Consider the following 16,231-nt stretch of genomic DNA (forward strand, 5'->3'; position numbering starts at 1 on the left):
ATAACAAAAAGCCACAGTCCGATTGACCGTGGCTTGGATGTAAAATGAGATCATGTCACTCAGCAAAATGTACTGTAGCAGACACCATTGTGTTTTACTATTTTATTTTTACTGTTTTACATAGAATTAGTTCCGAACAGCTTGCAACATCGGTGCTTGCTGACGCACTTGTTGTACTTGCTGCTCCGCCTGTACCGCTTCATGTGTATGACCTTCCAGTGCATACGGCAGACACAGTGGCACACCGCTGCGTGGATCAACGATAATATCCGCTTCGATGCCGAATACATCACGCAGTACATCACACGTCATCACTTCAGTTGGTGCGCCTTCAGCGATTGCTTTGCCTTTCTTGATCGCGATCATATGATGAGCATAACGGGAAGCATGGTTCAGATCGTGTACAACCATAATGATCGTACGACCGGATGTAGCATTCAGCTTCTCCAACAATTGCAATACTTCCAACTGATGCGCCATATCCAGATACGTCGTCGGCTCATCCAGAAATAGAATATCTGTATCCTGTGCCAGCGACATCGCAATCCATGCGCGCTGACGCTGACCACCTGACAGTTGATCGATTGGACGATCGTGGAAATCGAGCATACCGGTTGCTTCCATCGCCCACGCGATCTTTTCCTTATCTTCTGCCTTCATCGAGCCAAACCCTTTTTGATACGGGAAACGACCATACGATACCAATTCAGTAACGGTCAAGCCTTCTGGCGCGGTTGGCGTTTGCGGTAAAATGGCGAGCTGCTTGGCAACCTCGCGTGTCGATTGCTTATGAATCGATTTGCCGTCAAGCAGCACTGAACCATTTTTCGGCTGCATAATACGTGCCATCGTTTTTAAAATCGTTGACTTACCGGAGCCATTGGCACCAACCAGCGCCGTAATACGTCCCTGTGGAATCTGAATGTTCAGATCCTCTACAATCAAACGATCCTCATAAGCAATATCCAGTTTGGATGTCATCAAACGCACCATTTTTACCCATCCCTTTCAGGCAGCCGATCCGTATCGGTAACTGCCTCTCATAATTAGCGGCGTGATTCGCCAGACTTATCAACGTTGTTAGTGTGTACTGCTCGCGATTGTTGCTTTCCGCTTACGAATTGTTGTTATTGTTGTAGCTTGATTACGGTGTACTGTTCATGTATTATTCAGTCCCTATCGTGACTAGCAATAGCTAGTGACACGGACAACGATATACTTTTTTACTCATTGCGCTGCTATTCGGATGAGTGCTCCTTTGAGCTTACGCCCATTTGCCAGCCCAGCTCCTGAAAGTAACTCAAGCACGGGAACGAGCGAGCAGATACAGGAAGTACGGCCCGCCGATGATGGCAACCATCACCCCTGCTGGAATTTCTGAATTATCCATTAATGTACGCCCAATCAGATCGGATACAAGTAGCAATACCGCGCCAATCAAAGCACTGACCGGAATAACATGCTCATACCGCGGCCCGACAAGCCGTCTTGCGATATGGGGTCCAAGTAGTCCGACAAAACCGATACCTCCGCTGACCGCAACACAGGCTGCACTCAGCGCTACCGCAATGACGAGCAACAATAGCCGCTGGCGATTCAGATAAGCGCCCAGTCCAGCCGCTGTTTCATCGCCGAGGGAGAACACGTTCATTTGCCGTGCCTTCCATAATGCGGCTGGCAACAATACGATCATCCAGGGGAGCAAGGCCAGAACGAATTTCCAGTTGCTTCCCCAGATGCTTCCTGCCTGCCAGGTAGCGATAAAGTTAAACTCGTTCGGATCCAGTTGCAGCGTCAATACGATCATCAATGCATTGATGCCGGTTGCCATCGCAATACCGGAAAGCACCAGACGTGAGGACGAGATGCCTTTGTTCTTTTTATAAGCCATCAGGTAAATGCCTGTCGCTGCGGCAAATGCCCCGATCAGCGCCAGTACAGGCAGCAGCATGGGAGACGCTGATTCGCGCATCGGATTCGTTACGACGAACAGGACAACGGCAAGGCCAGCTCCTGAGTTAATACCGAGAATACCGGGATCAGCCAGCGCATTACGTGATACACCCTGTAAAATAGCCCCGGCTACCGCTAGTCCCATACCGACCAGTAACGCGATCACGATACGCGGCAACCGGAACTGGAACAAGACCAGCTCATCGCGTGGTGTGCCGCCACCAAACAGTGTACGTAGCACTTCCAGCGGTGACATTTTCGTAAAGCCGGTGTTCATACTAATGAGCAGCACCGCAAAGGCGATGATCACCAGTATGATGAGCGTAATCATCGTACGCAGTGTGCGTTTACGGTGAAAGATCGCTTCGTTCACAGATTATCCCCCACTTTCTTCCGAATGACATAGAAGAAGTAAGGAACCCCGATCAGTGCAATGAGTGCACTTACAGGCTGCTCATGCGGCGGATTCAGCAAGCGGCCAAACGTATCTGCAAACACGAGCAGCAGCGCACCGAGAATCGCAGAGGTGGGAATAATCCATTTGTAGTCGACACCGACCAGCGCACGCGCTGCATGTGGCACCATTAATCCGACAAAGCCAATCGCACCGACAGTAGATACCGAAGCACCTGCCAGCACCATTACGGCGAGTACAGCGCCAAGTCGGATAAGCGCCGTCCGTTGTCCCAATCCGGCAGCCACATCATCACCGAGACTGAGAATCGTTATCGATCGAGACAATAACAATGCCCCAATAAGCGCCGCGACAATCCACGGCCACAAAATATCCACCTGACTCCAGGTTACTCCTGCCACACCACCTGCATACCAGAATGCGAGATCCTGTGAAATGCGGAAGTACAGCGCAATACCTTCCGATAGCGCGACCAGCATCGCTGCTACAGCTGCTCCGGCGAGCGCCAATCTGACCGGTGTCAGACCACCACGCGCGAGTGAGCCGATACCATATACCAGCACTACACTAAGCGCCGCGCCGATAAAGGAAAATAATATTAGCTTGTTAAATGCCAGCCCCGGAAAGAAAGCAAAGCATACGGCAAGCACAAAGCCTGCTCCGGCGTTGATCCCAAGTAGCCCTGGATCAGCTAGCGGATTACGTGTCATTCCTTGCATGAGTGCCCCGGCGACAGCGAATGAAGCACCAACCAGTGCGCCTGCAATCGCACGCGGCAAGCGCAGCTCCCATATAATCTGATGCAGCTGATTGCTCGCATCAAAATGTACAAGCGCCTGCCAGACCACATGTAGTGGAATTTCACGACTTCCTTTAGCTACGGAAAAAGCAAGCCCGAATGCAAGGAGCACCAATCCGCCAACAATAATGAGAAGCGCTGCGTAAGGCCGCGACCAGATTTCTTCTTTAGGTGAGGTCTGTTGACCTTTCACAACCGTCTTGCGAGTCATAACCAAGCCTCTTTCCACATAGCTTGACCTGTCATCCTTACACAAGCATCGTCGCGAAGTACATTTGCACTTCGGCTGATCGATGGGATGATGATCTATACTGCTGTATCCGAAATAAATAACGTATGTGCTATATTCATCATAACTTCATCTTTTGTTGCATATCATTTAAGATACTGATAATCATTATCACTTGTCAACCGTAATTACAAAAAAGCCATCAGAATGTACATTATTTGTACAGATTCCGATGGCTTTGGATATTTATTTCACCTATTCAGTAAGATCAACTGCTTATTAGTCTGCATGATTGCTCCACGCAAGCCTTGTATGTTATCCATTTTCAATCCAAATGATACGCTTTAGCATTAAGCTTTATGCACGATACAGCTTTACGTCTGGATTCACGCAATTAGGCTGCTCCCCTTAAAACAAACTCCAATCAAACTCCTTTGACAACCGTTCCAGCAAATGCACACCAGCGATGCTATTGCCCTTGTTATTAAGCGATGGCCCAACAACACCGATACCATACTGACCAGGCACGAGTGCCATAATGCCGCCAGACACGCCACTTTTTGCTGGTAAACCGACATCGATCGCAAATTCGCCGGATGCATTATACATGCCACAGGTGACCATAAACGTCTTGGCAATCTGGATATAGCGACGTGGAATAAGCATCTCTCCACTATGCGGATCAACACCGTCAAACGCCAGCACAAGCGCCATACGCGACAGATCAGAGCAATCCACCTCAATCGAACAGTGGCGGAAATAGACGGACAGCACATCTTCGACTGGATCTTTGAGCACGCCATTTTGCTTCAGAAAATACGCCAGCGAGCGATTCAAATCGCCTGTTTCCAGCTCGGAATGGTACACATCCATATTGTAGTCCAGTCGCTCATTGCTAGCGAGCTTGCGGAAAAAATGTAAAATCCGCGCAGACTTCTCCTCTGGACTATCGCCAGCAATTAGCGACGATACCGTGATCGCGCCTGCATTAATAAGCGGATTAAACGGAATCCCCGGCTCGACTAGCTCCAGCTTGATCATCGAATTAAAATCATCGCCTGTCGGTTCTTTGCCTACATTGTAAAAGACCGCTTCCTCGCCATGATCCATCAGCGCTAAAATTAGCGTGAACACCTTCGAAATACTTTGCATCGTAAACGGTACTCCACAATCACCGGCCGACACCGTCTGTCCTTGCGAATCGGCAATATGGATGCCAAGCGTATCCCGTGATGCTTTTGCCAGTTCAGGAATATAGGCTGCCACATCACCCTGACCGGTGCGCAGGCGGCTCGTTTCCAGCCACTCGGGTAGTTTGGTTTTTAATTTTTCCATTTGTTCGAAACTCATCTATGCATCACTCCTACGCGATTGGTTTTGATTGGTTTTTTTATTTATAGTACAGGGCAGCTTGCTCCAATAATGTTATTCGTGCTATCTGTACGTATGGTCAAAGCTCCTTTATCGTAGCTCCTAGTATTGAAGCTGATACATCACAAAGCTCATGCAAAATGAAAAAAATACACGAACGCAGCTATGAACAAGGTATCGCTGACAATTTTATCACTGCAAACAAACAGGTTTTACTGTATCCAATATACCTCTAGCCCGCTCAATAACCTCTACATGCCATTTTCGTACACGTACAACTGCAATTGAAGCTTATAGCATAATGGAGAAAACTACATGTAATTAGCTATTAGCAAGATATAGCTAGTCATTCTATCCCTGCCAGCAAACCGGTTTGAACGTATCCACTACAACCTCTAATTCGTATATTAGCCCTTATATCCCATTTTCGTACACGTACAACTATGTTCTACTATAGCAGAGAAGGCAATTCGGTTGGTATGTCGAATGTATAACTCAAGCGCAAAATGAGCTTTTTGCGTAAAAAACGGTATAATGTTCCTAACGGCGTACATGCCTCAGGCATTGGCTCTGTACCCGTACTCCATTTAACAGAAAGTGGTGATCCGATGAACGGTAAATTCAGAGCAGCAATCGCGACAGTTCCGATTGAACAGTATGCATTTCAGGGACAACTCCCCCTCTGTCTGGCTCATAGCGCACTTCCTGCGCTCGAAGCACTCAAGCCGCAGGCGGATGAAGTATGGAGCGACGGGCAACATGAGGTGTTAACCTTTCATTATGCTGGGCATGCGGTCAATGTGACATTTCGCTGCTCCGGTACGTATCTGTTTGATAGTATCGATGTATGGGCAGATTGTTCCGACTGCGGTGAGATCGCCATTCGCACACCCGAAGGATTATTTTTACACGCTACAGGCGCTGGCGCCAAGCTGGAACCGTTCGAGCTAACCGATGAACTGGTGTATCTTTTGCCTAATGCTGTGACCGTACATTATCATAAACACGAGCAGCAATGGATGCTGACCAAAATTGCAGGATCGTTCCGTAATTATGAGGATACACGCGCTAGCTTGCAAATGATTATGAGTGCAGGTTAAAGCTGAGATTAAGCGCTTTTGAGCTTTTGAGCTTTTGAGCTTTTGAGCTTTTGAGCTTTTAAGCTTTTGCGCAAACAGGTAAGTTTAACTGTTACCCTATAACGCCAGCTAATCCGTGTACAATTTCTATGATGATTCTCTATTCTTTTCATATCGATTCGTTTAAATAGAACCGAGATGCTCGAGCATCGATCGGTAGGATCTCAGATGGATCATCCGCACGATCTCGTGTATACATTTGATCTAATACAAACAGGCAGACGGTAGATACCTCCCGTCTGCCTTTATTTTTACAATGATACGTTGATCATGATGCGTTGATGCTATTACCTTTACAAGTTTACGCCTATAATATTGCTCTTATGTTACGATGTTGCTCGAATGCTACTGGACTGGCTCCAACGCCTATCATTGCCCTAATGTATGCGATGTGGCAGGCTTTTTGTTACGCGATGCTTTACCCACCCAGCGATCGCCGAATTTGTATACGATAATGCCTACAACAATAACGAGCACACCGATCAATTTTCCGGGGGTGAGGGCGATTTTCTGCGCGACCAGCCAGCCTGTCGTATCGAACACTAACGCGGTACTCAGCTGCGCGATCAGCACGATCGATGTGGCAAAAGTCGGACCCAGACGTTTAATCCCCTGCACCAGACAAAATACAACCCCAACGCCGATCGCGCCACTAATCCAATACCACGGCTTCATATGCTGTAGCGAAAATGTCCCGCTGCCTTCAAAGATCAGGCTCGCGATAAACGAAGCGATAAAACCCATCCCGAGCACGAGTGTCGTTGTCGCCCATGAACCGGCTCTTGCATTCACCTGATTGTTAAAAATCGTCTGCAAGCTGACCAATGCGCCTGCCACCATAGCGAGCAATATGCCCATAATCATATGTTGTTCCTCCTATAGCTTTAATATAAGCACGCCTGCAATCATCAATCCTACGCCGATACATTGTGGCACGGTAATCTTCCGGCGCAATACGCCAAACCAGCCTCTGCTATCAATCACAAACGTCATACATAGCTGCGCAATGAGCAGCATCGCAATCGTGAACGTCACGCCAATATATTGAATCGCTGTCACTTCACTGAAAATAATGACCGAGGCAAATGCCCCACCAAACCAGTATAGCGCAGGCACCTGACGCATATCTTTCCAGCTACCATCCCTTACAAATGCCAGTACAATTGCCGCCAAAATAAAGCCGGTCAGCTGCGTAATCGTCGCTGCCTGCCATGTACCGATATCATAGCTGATGCGATTGTTCGCTACGCCTTGCAGTGTAATACAGGCACCGCCTAGCAAGGCGAACAGAATTCCTTTCAGCACATTGTGTTCCTCCCTTTTCCGATCTGCTTGTCTATATGAATAGTCTATCTGTTTGCTTATAAATTCGACTCTGTTGCTTTGATTTGTATAGATTGAATCCGATATGCTGGAGATGGATGTGATGCACATGAAGATCGTGCTTCACGTTGTATGTGTAGGTCATACTTGTATGTGTAGGTCATACTTGTATGTGCATTCGTATCTTTATATCGTATCGTTATGCCGTATGTTGCTGTTGACTGTTTTGCTGCCAAACGTTTGATCGTTTTATACCGTTGGAGCATTTTGCATAGTTGACCCTTTCCATTAAAAAGCATACGAGCATCGCCGAAAAGGACATATGTCCCATCGATAGTAAATTTGATACATGGAGACGATGATATCACCCAGGGCATGTACGCAATCGGTTTTTGCTGGGGCAGAACCCATTCCGGCAAGGAATAAGAGGGCAAACCCCGGTCTCGCACAGGAATGTATGGAATAGAAGTTCATGGTAGATTCCTGTACTTACAGGTCATCCTTATCCCTGATTTCCTTTCCACAGTGAAATGCTTCTTAATACGTATACGAGTTATGTACACACCCTAGTTTTTATTGATGCGTTTGAAGGAAAACGATACAAAAAGGATGCTCCACCGGAGCACCCTTAATATCTAAATCCTAAGCTCGACTCGCCTTAGCTTGAGCGGCACTGTTGATACACCTTCATTAGATCTAGCAACATTTTGATTAGCTCCAGCAACATCGTCCACCTGCTGGATCATTCCAGCATATAGCGACCTTGTGCCTTGAACTATAAGCTACCTACACCATCCAAACGTCATTACTAACACAAGCACAAAGAACTCTGCCTTGACCTACAGGCTACCTACACGGTTCGATTAACGACGGCCGCGTCTGTTGCCACCATCGGAACTACCGCGTGTGGAACGGTTGCTGCTCTGACGGCTGCTTGGTCCATATTCACGGCTGCGTCCGCCACCGGATTTGCTTCCGTTTCCTTTGGAGGAATCACGACGGAAGTTGCCCTGCTCATCTGTACGACGGGACATCGCTGTGCCATTACCGCCGTAGCTTGCTGGCTTGTCGCTACGTTGACCGGAGCCAGAGCGTGGCTGACTGGAGCCTGTACGCTGCTGGCTGGAACCCGTGCGCTGTTGACCGGAACCTGCACGCTGCTGGCTGGAACCCGTGCGCTGCTGGCTGGAGCCTGTACGTGGTTGACCGGAACCTGTACGCTTCGGTGCATCTGCATCGTAGCTGGATACTACACTTTGCTCACTCACGCTTGCACGAGCAGATTTCGCTGGACGTTTATTTTTACCTGTACGTTTTGGTGCATCTGAGCTATACGGAGATGCACCTCCGCGCTCGCTGCCAGCACGCGCACCACGTCTGCCACCAGCGCCGCCGGAGCGACCGCCGCCACTGCTCTGTGCGCGTTCGGAACGACCGGACTCGCCACGTTTGCCTCGACTGCTACCACTGCCGCTGCTCGTTTTGGAACCTGTGCGTGGCTTTGGCGAACGTACATTGGATAACAATTCGCCCGAATCCTCGGATTGTGCGGACGTATTGGAAATTTCACGCGGTAGATTTTGACTGGTTTCGCGTTCGATCTGCTCCAGTTCACGACGATCATGTGGAGTCACAAATGTAATCGCGCGACCTTTGCCGCCTGCACGACCGGTACGGCCGATACGGTGGATATAATATTCGACATCCTGCGGAATATCATAGTTAAATACATGGGTTACACCTTCAACGTCAATACCGCGTGCTGCCACATCGGTAGCGACGAGCAATTGCAATTTCGCATCACGAAACGCCTTCATGACCTGCTCGCGTTTGTTCTGAGACAGATCGCCATGCAGCTCATCTGACGCATAGCCCATTTCCTGCAACTCTTCATTCAATTTGGCTGCACGACGTTTTGTACGGCAGAAAATTACAGCCAGATACGGACGTTCACGTTCGATATATTCGTTCAACGCAGCCAGTTTGCCGCGTGGTGTGCACTCTACTACAAGCTGACGGATCAAGTTCAGCGGAACCGTTTCTTCTGTACCGACACGAATATCGTGCGGCTTGCGCATATATTGAGCGGACAGACGACGAATGCCATCCGGAATCGTCGCGGAGAACAGCATCGTCTGACGGGAAGGCGAAGTTGCCAGAATGATCTGCTCTACTTCTTTTAAAAAGCCCATATGCAGCATTTGATCCGCTTCATCCAATACAAGTGTACGGATCTTCGTCATATCGAGCGTGCCACGACCCATATGGTCAAGCAAACGCCCCGGTGTACCTACAACGAGGTGACAGCCGCCTTCCAGTTTGCGCAGCTGACGTTCTACATCCTGACCGCCATAAGCTGCCAGAATGCGTACACCTTCATAGGCATCTGCGAGCTTACGTGCTTCGGTCGCAATTTGCAGAGCCAGTTCGCGCGTTGGTGCAACGATCAGCGCTTGCGGCGCACCAGTCACGTTTAGGTTTAACTTTTCAAAAATCGGGAGCAAAAACGCCAGCGTCTTACCGGTACCGGTCTTCGCCTGTACGATTGCATCTTCACCATTTAGCAATAAAGGGATCGATGCTTGCTGCACTTCAGTCGGCTGGGCGATGCCGTTCGCTGCCAGCAATTCAACGGCGGCAGACGAAATGTCAAAGGAATTAAAGTTGGTTGTCAATGATTTCACCTATTCTCATAAAATTTGGGCAGCCCGTCCGCACATTGCTGTGCAGCCGTACAGAGGTACGACTCAGGCCAGTTGGAGCGCAATCGCTGCTCGTAAAAAGAAGCATCGGTTCATCCCGATGCTTCAGCGTCTATATCGTCAGATACACTATGCTCATTCGAAAATAAAACATGCTATTGCGGTTCCATTTTGCTCATCCTAGCGTCATGCCAGAACAAGCGAAGACTGTGCAAAAGACATAATCTCCTAGCGTCAATATAACGTGTATTCGGCTTCCCGTCAATGCCCGGATGAAATTGTACCATGATTTAGACGATCATATAGCTCACGGCTTTCTTCATTCAGACCGCGAATATGAATAATTTTGCCTGCCGCTGTATATTTATCACGCAGCTTGCTAATGCCAATGACCGCTGAATGATCCCAAATATGCGAGCGTGCAAAATCAATCGTCACCTCATCCGAATCATCCTGTGGCTTGAAATGATCGATAAATTGGCTCATCGTTCCGAAAAACATTTGTCCCCGCACCTGATACACCCGATGTGTAGTGGATGAATCGTTCGCTTCCGTAATATGAAGCTGTGACATTTTCCAGCCAAAGCGCAGCGCGCTCATCACGACACCGACCCCAACACCAATCGATAGATTATCTGTCAGCACGACGATCACAACAACGGTAACCATAATAATCGCTTCCGCCAGCGGCACTTTATGAATCGTGCGGAGCGAGTTCCAGCTAAACGTACCGATCGAGACCATAATCATTACGCCGACGAGCGCTGCCATCGGCACCTCGCGTACAATCGTGCCCAGCACGACGAGCAACACAAGCAAAAATGCACCTGCGATAAAAGTAGACAATCGCCCGCGTCCGCCGGACTTTACGTTAATGACCGACTGCCCGATCATCGCGCAACCTGCCATACCGCCAAACAGACCACTCACAATGTTGGCAATCCCTTGCCCTTTCGCTTCACGGTTTTTATCGCTCTTCGTATCGGTCATCTCATCGACAATCGTCGCGGTAAGCAGCGATTCCAGCAAACCGACAAAGGCGATCGAGATCGAATACGGCAAAACCGTCACGAACAAATCCCAGCCAAGCGGTACAACCGGTAAATGGAAAAAGGGTAACTCATTGCTCAGATTACCCATATCGCCCACCGTCTTCACATCCAGATGCAGAAAAAACGCCAGCAACGATACGATAATAATCGCTACCAGTGGGGCAGGTACAGCTTTTGTGAATAGTGGCAATACATAAATAATGACGAGCGTCAGCCCAACAAGCGCATACATCATCCAGTTCGCACCGACAAACTGCGGCAGCTGCGCTGAAAAAATGACGATCGCGAGCGCATTAACAAAGCCCGTCAAGACCGACTGCGGAATAAACGTAATAAAGCGTCCAATCCGCAGCCAGCCCAGTATAATCTGGAACACACCTGCCAGAATCGTAGCCGCAAACAGATATTCAACGCCATGCTGCGCGACCAGTGTACCGACGAGCACGGCAATTGCGCCTGTTGCGGCTGAAATCATACCCGGGCGTCCACCAGCGAGCGAAATGACAATTGCAATACAGATGGAAGCGTACAGACCAACCATCGGGTCCACGCCTGCAATAATCGAAAACCCAATCGCTTCCGGAATGAGCGCCAGCGCTACCGTTATTCCTGCCAGTACGTCAGCACGAATATTACCAAACCATTGTTGTTTGTAAGTCATAATCCTCCTCTTGGAGGCATAACGCAGCAATCCGATTGCATAGATGTATGTGCCGGACAGGACTGATCGAATGAAGCATTATGCCATGCTTGTTTGTAACATAAATTGGTTTCCTCTCGCAGGACAACCGGGACCGTAGATGTACATAGAAGTTTATTATACCCAATTCAATTAGGTACGGCTAGATGTTTTGTAGATGTAAGCGTTATAACGTGAAATTATACAGTTTGGGTAGACGCTACTCTGGTAAAGAATCAGGGAATGAATGACAGGGAAGCTGCAAGCATCTTTTAGATTAGAAGTAAAGGTAAGTCCCCTCTCCAAAGTCGTCCTTTTCCCTTATTTCCCTGTCTCCGTTCTAGTATGTAGCGCAACATTCACCATTTTGTACTATTTATAAACAATATGTAGTTACAATTTTTCATTTCCGTTTCAAAAACAGATCTTGAAGTTGTCGTTTTTAGATAACTCACTAGCTGTTGTTCATTTCTTCTTTAATTGTATCCACATGTATAGATGGATCTTTACTAGTTCGCTTTTTGATGTCTTGTTGATTATATGCAATCCACACTCGTATCGATAAATGAGCAATGATAGAATATACCATTACCCCAATGCTAACAAAAGATGTATTCATTACGTTCTACTCTCAAGCCATTCAAAACGTATACATGTTAATAACAATACAAAAAAGAACGAGTAGAATACCCGTTCTTCCATAAATCACATTTCTAAAATCACATTCCTATTTTGTATACCCTATATTTCATGCACGGATCGCCATCCATCATCGCTTACATACGAGCGTCTTGCCATCTAGCTGTGTGATCTATCCATATATCCCGACTCAACACCCCAGCTCAAAACCGTCCCGACTTGAAGATCGCGAACAACAACCACAGTACCATCAACGTGGCGATGCTGAAGCCGATTTCGACGACAGGCAGGCCCCATAGGATCGGGCTTTGATCGCGTAGGGATGAGCCGATGATCAAGCCGACCATAATAATGCAGAAAGCTAATAGTACGATACTAAAAGCAAGTCGGTTGACGATCTGATCCATTTTGTGGAGCAGTTCGCCAAGCTCTGGTACATTGACTTCGACCTTGAGTTTGCCGGAGCGAATCACGCGTGACAGTTCGGATGTCTGACGCGGGAGGTCGGTAAGTACCTCAATCGCCTGTAGTGCGCCATCGGTAATGCGCTCGCGCAGACGCTTAGGACTGTAGCGTTCACCGAGCAGGCGGCGACCGAAAGGTTCTGCCATTTTGACGATGCTCAGGTTCGGGTCAAGTCGTCCGATTACCCCTTCGAGTGTGATCAGCGCTTTGCCAAGCAGGGCGAGATCGGATGGGATATCGATGCGAAAGGTGCGGATGATCGCGAACATTTCATTTAGTGCCTGCCCCAGATTGATCTGTGAGAAAGGAACTTCATAATATTGATCACGTAATCGTTCCAGTTCACCGCGCAGGGAGGCAATATCGATATCATCTGGCACAAAGCCGAGCCTGAGAATGGCACGAACCATACTATCTGTATTTTTACGCAGCATAGCGATCACGAAGCTCGCCAGCCCATTTTTCGTATCGCTATTCAGGCGGCCCATCATGCCAAAATCGAGATAGGCTACACGTCCATCGCGCAATGCCAGCAGATTGCCTGGATGTGGATCAGCATGGAAAAAGCCATCGATAAAAATCTGCTGTAGCATCGAATCGACCAGACGCTGTGCCACATCCGGTAGTTGCAGCCCCTGCTCGACAATCTCTTCTGGCTTGCCCATATGAATGCCATCGACAAACTCCATCGTTAGTACACGTGCGGACGTATAATTCCAGAACGTTTTCGGAATATGGATACGTCGGTTATCGGCAAAGTTCTGCCCCAACCGTTCCATATTGCGTCCTTCCACATTATAATCCAGCTCAGCACGCATCGATTTGGAAAATTCTTCGATAATCTCGCTAATATTGTACTGCGATACCCAATCCATATGACGCTTGGCAATACCGATCAGATCTTGCAAAATTTCCAGATCACGCTGCACCATTCGGGCTACACCAGGACGCTGTACTTTGATCGCTACAAGTTCACCAGAATGAAGTTTGCCCAGATGCACCTGACCGATCGACGCGGCAGCAACCGGCGTCTCCTGAAAACTTTCCAGCATCTGTTCAATCGGCAAACCTAGCTCCAGCTCAATAATCTGGCGCGCTTCTTCTCCAGGAAAGGGCGGCACCTGATCCTGCAACTTCACAAGCTCATCAATTACATTTTCCGGCAACAAATCGGAGCGGGTACTCGCCAGTTGACCGAGCTTAATAAAAGTAGGCCCTAGCTCTTCCAGCACCAGTCGGATTCGTTCGCCTACTGTACGAATCCCGTGTACGTCGCGGCGTGCCAGTTTAAGCGGAATCGACAGCATCCGATTTAAACCCATTTCTTCGACCATAAAACCAAAGCCATGACGCATCAGCGCCATGGCGATTTCTCTATACCTCCCGGCATGCCGGATATGAAGAGACATCTCAGGCTAGTGGCGGCTGCGGCTGATCTTGTTCCTTTTCAGCCAGTCGCTGTTCCAGAACTGTAATGCGTTGCTGCAATTGGTCGATCGTCGCTTTAGTCGGCACATCCAGCTCGGTCAGGGCTTTTTGCACTTGTTGACGAACCCAATCTTTGATCTGGTTTTGCTCGTCTGCACCACGATCCATTAGACGATCCACCAGTGCACGGGATTCCGATGGAGCCAGTTCACCGCGTTTTACCATATCATTCACTGCTTTTTCCACTTTTTCTTTACTTACTACCGTCATGCCAAGTCCAAGAGACAATGCTTTTTTGAACAAATCGCTCATTTCCGTTCCTCCTGACATCAATTAAGTACAGTCTTACGTTTCGTCTACTTCCATTTTGCATATTGGCATATGCCGGTACGATCACAGACAGCAACATCCGCCACCTCTGACTCCGACCGACTCATGCCAATATGACCATGCGTCATTGATCTGTTCTTAGTATAACGGTTCTCGGTCCATATGCCTAATCCTGCCTATACATATGAAATTGTAGTGTAATAATCGGTACATTTTACGCTTACTCACCCGCTGCCCATATCATGCTTTGAGCAATCAAGCGCAGCAGTTCAGGTTTTTGAAAAGAAGGCGCATGATGACCCGGCATCACATAAACGGTACGTCCCAGCGCATATTCAGAGCACCACGCAGCCGGCCACATTTCACCATCCATCACATATTCCATTAAGATCGTTCGCTCTGCTCCTGGCAATAGCGTGAACTCATACGGCTCTTCCTCCATCACAAAGCTAGAAATGCCTTTCATAATCGGATGGGCGTGCGAGGATACATGCATTTCTAATTCCTGGTAATCGGTATGTCCGCGGTACTGTGCTCCCATTAGTTGCTTTAACTCGTAGCGCGTTTCCTGAAGCGAGACACCGCAGTGCAAGATCAATAAGCCCCCTCCATTCGCCACATATGTAATAATACCTGCGGCATGCCGTGGATTGATTTTCTTGTTAAATGCGTCAGTATAGACAATACATAGGTCGTATGCTTCCAGACGCTCCATTTCAAACAGATCGTAATCATCACTAACATGCAGTTCCCAGCCCTCAGGCATGAGCTGATCGATGTGAGACTGAATCTGATCCAGCGGGTGATACGGTGCATCGTCTCCGTAATCCCCAATCAACAATGCCTGTCTAATATGTTGCTTGGAATTGGAGGTTGTACTCATATAATCGATTCCCCTTTCGCATTAGAAAAATAAGATAGTATAGCAAAGGGAGGCGAGCAGCGAGCAGAAGCCGGGCTTAGCACACCTCACCGTCAATGACACGTATACAGCAAATCAGAGCAGAAATGCCTTACACCATCCCCTACTCTACAAGCCTCAATATGTCCTTACCCGTATTTCAGTTTTATTTGACATATAATTCAAATTTTATGCATTATAGTATAGATCATCGTAGCTAGCTGCTGAAGTTATATAGTGAGCATTGCGTGCATGGATTGGATGCTTATTATTTATTTGTCGTCTAGTTTGATTCGTTCATCGGTAGGATGTTCATGAATCCGTCCGGGTTTGGGGTTACTCTAACACGACCTCAAAGATAGCAATCCTACTTCGCCCGCTCGAGATAAGCTAATCATGATCCCATTTCCTACACATTGGATTACATCCTCTGTCTTTGTTACGATCCAACCTTCTTTTTTAGCCAGTTGCATCCAATCATCGATCCCCCAACTATCGATCTCTCCGATCGCTACCATTTCCGTTCTGTTACTATGAAAGTCTATATTTATAGCGATGACATATCCATTTTCAGATAATACATTCACATTACCATATAGATGATGGAGCACTTTTGATTTTTTACTGAGTTTCGTTGCTGGTAATTGTGCCGCGCCCATTATTTCCAGTACAACAGATTCTGGCGAACCAACTTGTACTCCTTTAATACTATGTGTATTGATAACATCTATTAGATCTAAATTGGTGGATGGAATCCATTTGTCATTCATTATTAACCACTCATTTTAGTATTATAATTTCGACAT

The 16,231-nt window shown here is 47.8% G+C and carries 13 protein-coding genes; 1 reads left to right on the plus strand and 12 read right to left on the minus strand.

The window, feature by feature from the left end; genetic code table 11:
- Positions 1–126: 126 nt before the first annotated feature.
- The 4 genes from AAHF22_RS11215 to glsA all read right to left on the minus strand — a co-directional run bounded on the left by AAHF22_RS11215 (position 127) and on the right by glsA (position 4,746).
- Entirely contained in the window at positions 127–993 is an 867-nt protein-coding gene (locus tag AAHF22_RS11215) for an ABC transporter ATP-binding protein (protein WP_347325095.1), read from the minus strand.
- A gap of 307 nt (positions 994–1,300) precedes the next feature.
- Positions 1,301–2,284 carry a FecCD family ABC transporter permease gene (locus AAHF22_RS11220; RefSeq protein ID WP_347325330.1) on the minus strand — a complete coding sequence of 328 codons (984 nt, stop codon included), beginning with the start codon at positions 2,282–2,284 and terminating at the stop codon, positions 1,301–1,303.
- Between the two features lie 38 nt (positions 2,285–2,322).
- Complete coding sequence (locus tag AAHF22_RS11225; RefSeq protein ID WP_347325096.1) at positions 2,323–3,378, minus strand: FecCD family ABC transporter permease; 1,056 nt, start codon at positions 3,376–3,378, stop codon at positions 2,323–2,325.
- Between the two features lie 426 nt (positions 3,379–3,804).
- Positions 3,805–4,746 (minus strand): glutaminase A, encoded by a 942-nt coding sequence (glsA, locus tag AAHF22_RS11230; protein WP_347325097.1) that lies wholly within the window; start codon positions 4,744–4,746, stop codon positions 3,805–3,807.
- A 629-nt stretch (positions 4,747–5,375) separates the two neighbouring features.
- Here glsA and AAHF22_RS11235 point away from each other — a divergent pair.
- On the plus strand, positions 5,376–5,867 hold the full coding sequence (locus AAHF22_RS11235) for a hypothetical protein (RefSeq protein ID WP_347325098.1): 492 nt from the start codon (positions 5,376–5,378) through the stop codon (positions 5,865–5,867).
- Positions 5,868–6,275: 408 nt separating this feature from the next.
- Here AAHF22_RS11235 and AAHF22_RS11240 read toward each other — a convergent pair whose 3' ends face one another.
- The 8 genes from AAHF22_RS11240 to AAHF22_RS11275 form a co-directional block, all read right to left on the minus strand.
- Positions 6,276–6,770: a DMT family transporter gene (locus AAHF22_RS11240; RefSeq protein ID WP_347325099.1), complete on the minus strand. Its 495-nt coding sequence runs from the start codon at positions 6,768–6,770 to the stop codon at positions 6,276–6,278.
- A 12-nt stretch (positions 6,771–6,782) separates the two neighbouring features.
- Positions 6,783–7,208 (minus strand): DMT family transporter, encoded by a 426-nt coding sequence (locus AAHF22_RS11245; protein ID WP_347325331.1) that lies wholly within the window; start codon positions 7,206–7,208, stop codon positions 6,783–6,785.
- A gap of 884 nt (positions 7,209–8,092) precedes the next feature.
- Complete coding sequence (locus AAHF22_RS11250; RefSeq protein WP_371834055.1) at positions 8,093–9,904, minus strand: DEAD/DEAH box helicase; 1,812 nt, start codon at positions 9,902–9,904, stop codon at positions 8,093–8,095.
- A gap of 288 nt (positions 9,905–10,192) precedes the next feature.
- On the minus strand, positions 10,193–11,644 hold the full coding sequence (locus tag AAHF22_RS11255) for a SulP family inorganic anion transporter (protein ID WP_347325100.1): 1,452 nt from the start codon (positions 11,642–11,644) through the stop codon (positions 10,193–10,195).
- 860 nt (positions 11,645–12,504) lie between these two features.
- Entirely contained in the window at positions 12,505–14,175 is a 1,671-nt protein-coding gene (locus AAHF22_RS11260; RefSeq protein ID WP_347325101.1) for an ABC1 kinase family protein, read from the minus strand.
- A gap of 1 nt (position 14,176) precedes the next feature.
- Positions 14,177–14,506 (minus strand): phasin family protein, encoded by a 330-nt coding sequence (locus AAHF22_RS11265; RefSeq protein ID WP_347325102.1) that lies wholly within the window; start codon positions 14,504–14,506, stop codon positions 14,177–14,179.
- Between the two features lie 238 nt (positions 14,507–14,744).
- Positions 14,745–15,407 carry a ThuA domain-containing protein gene (locus AAHF22_RS11270; RefSeq protein WP_347325103.1) on the minus strand — a complete coding sequence of 221 codons (663 nt, stop codon included), beginning with the start codon at positions 15,405–15,407 and terminating at the stop codon, positions 14,745–14,747.
- A gap of 359 nt (positions 15,408–15,766) precedes the next feature.
- Positions 15,767–16,195: a hypothetical protein gene (locus AAHF22_RS11275; protein ID WP_347325104.1), complete on the minus strand. Its 429-nt coding sequence runs from the start codon at positions 16,193–16,195 to the stop codon at positions 15,767–15,769.
- Between the last annotated feature and the right edge of the window lie 36 nt (positions 16,196–16,231).

This window comes from Paenibacillus wenxiniae, from assembly GCF_039822605.1.
Classification (GTDB): Bacteria; Bacillota; Bacilli; order Paenibacillales; family Paenibacillaceae; genus Saccharibacillus; species Saccharibacillus wenxiniae.

Excerpts from the sequence above, each read along its gene's own strand:
- AAHF22_RS11220 (WP_347325330.1), bottom strand. The coding sequence starts at position 2,284 with ATGATTACGCTCATCATACTGGTGATCATCGCCTTTGCGGTGCTGCTC.
- AAHF22_RS11255 (WP_347325100.1), bottom strand. The coding sequence starts at position 11,644 with ATGACTTACAAACAACAATGGTTTGGTAATATTCGTGCTGACGTACTG.
- AAHF22_RS11240 (WP_347325099.1), bottom strand. The coding sequence starts at position 6,770 with ATGATTATGGGCATATTGCTCGCTATGGTGGCAGGCGCATTGGTCAGC.
- AAHF22_RS11215 (WP_347325095.1), bottom strand. The coding sequence starts at position 993 with ATGGTGCGTTTGATGACATCCAAACTGGATATTGCTTATGAGGATCGT.
- AAHF22_RS11260 (WP_347325101.1), bottom strand. The coding sequence starts at position 14,175 with ATGTCTCTTCATATCCGGCATGCCGGGAGGTATAGAGAAATCGCCATG.
- AAHF22_RS11265 (WP_347325102.1), bottom strand. The coding sequence starts at position 14,506 with ATGAGCGATTTGTTCAAAAAAGCATTGTCTCTTGGACTTGGCATGACG.
- AAHF22_RS11235 (WP_347325098.1), top strand. The coding sequence starts at position 5,376 with ATGAACGGTAAATTCAGAGCAGCAATCGCGACAGTTCCGATTGAACAG.
- AAHF22_RS11270 (WP_347325103.1), bottom strand. The coding sequence starts at position 15,407 with ATGAGTACAACCTCCAATTCCAAGCAACATATTAGACAGGCATTGTTG.
- AAHF22_RS11225 (WP_347325096.1), bottom strand. The coding sequence starts at position 3,378 with ATGACTCGCAAGACGGTTGTGAAAGGTCAACAGACCTCACCTAAAGAA.
- AAHF22_RS11275 (WP_347325104.1), bottom strand. The coding sequence starts at position 16,195 with ATGAATGACAAATGGATTCCATCCACCAATTTAGATCTAATAGATGTT.
- glsA (WP_347325097.1), bottom strand. The coding sequence starts at position 4,746 with ATGAGTTTCGAACAAATGGAAAAATTAAAAACCAAACTACCCGAGTGG.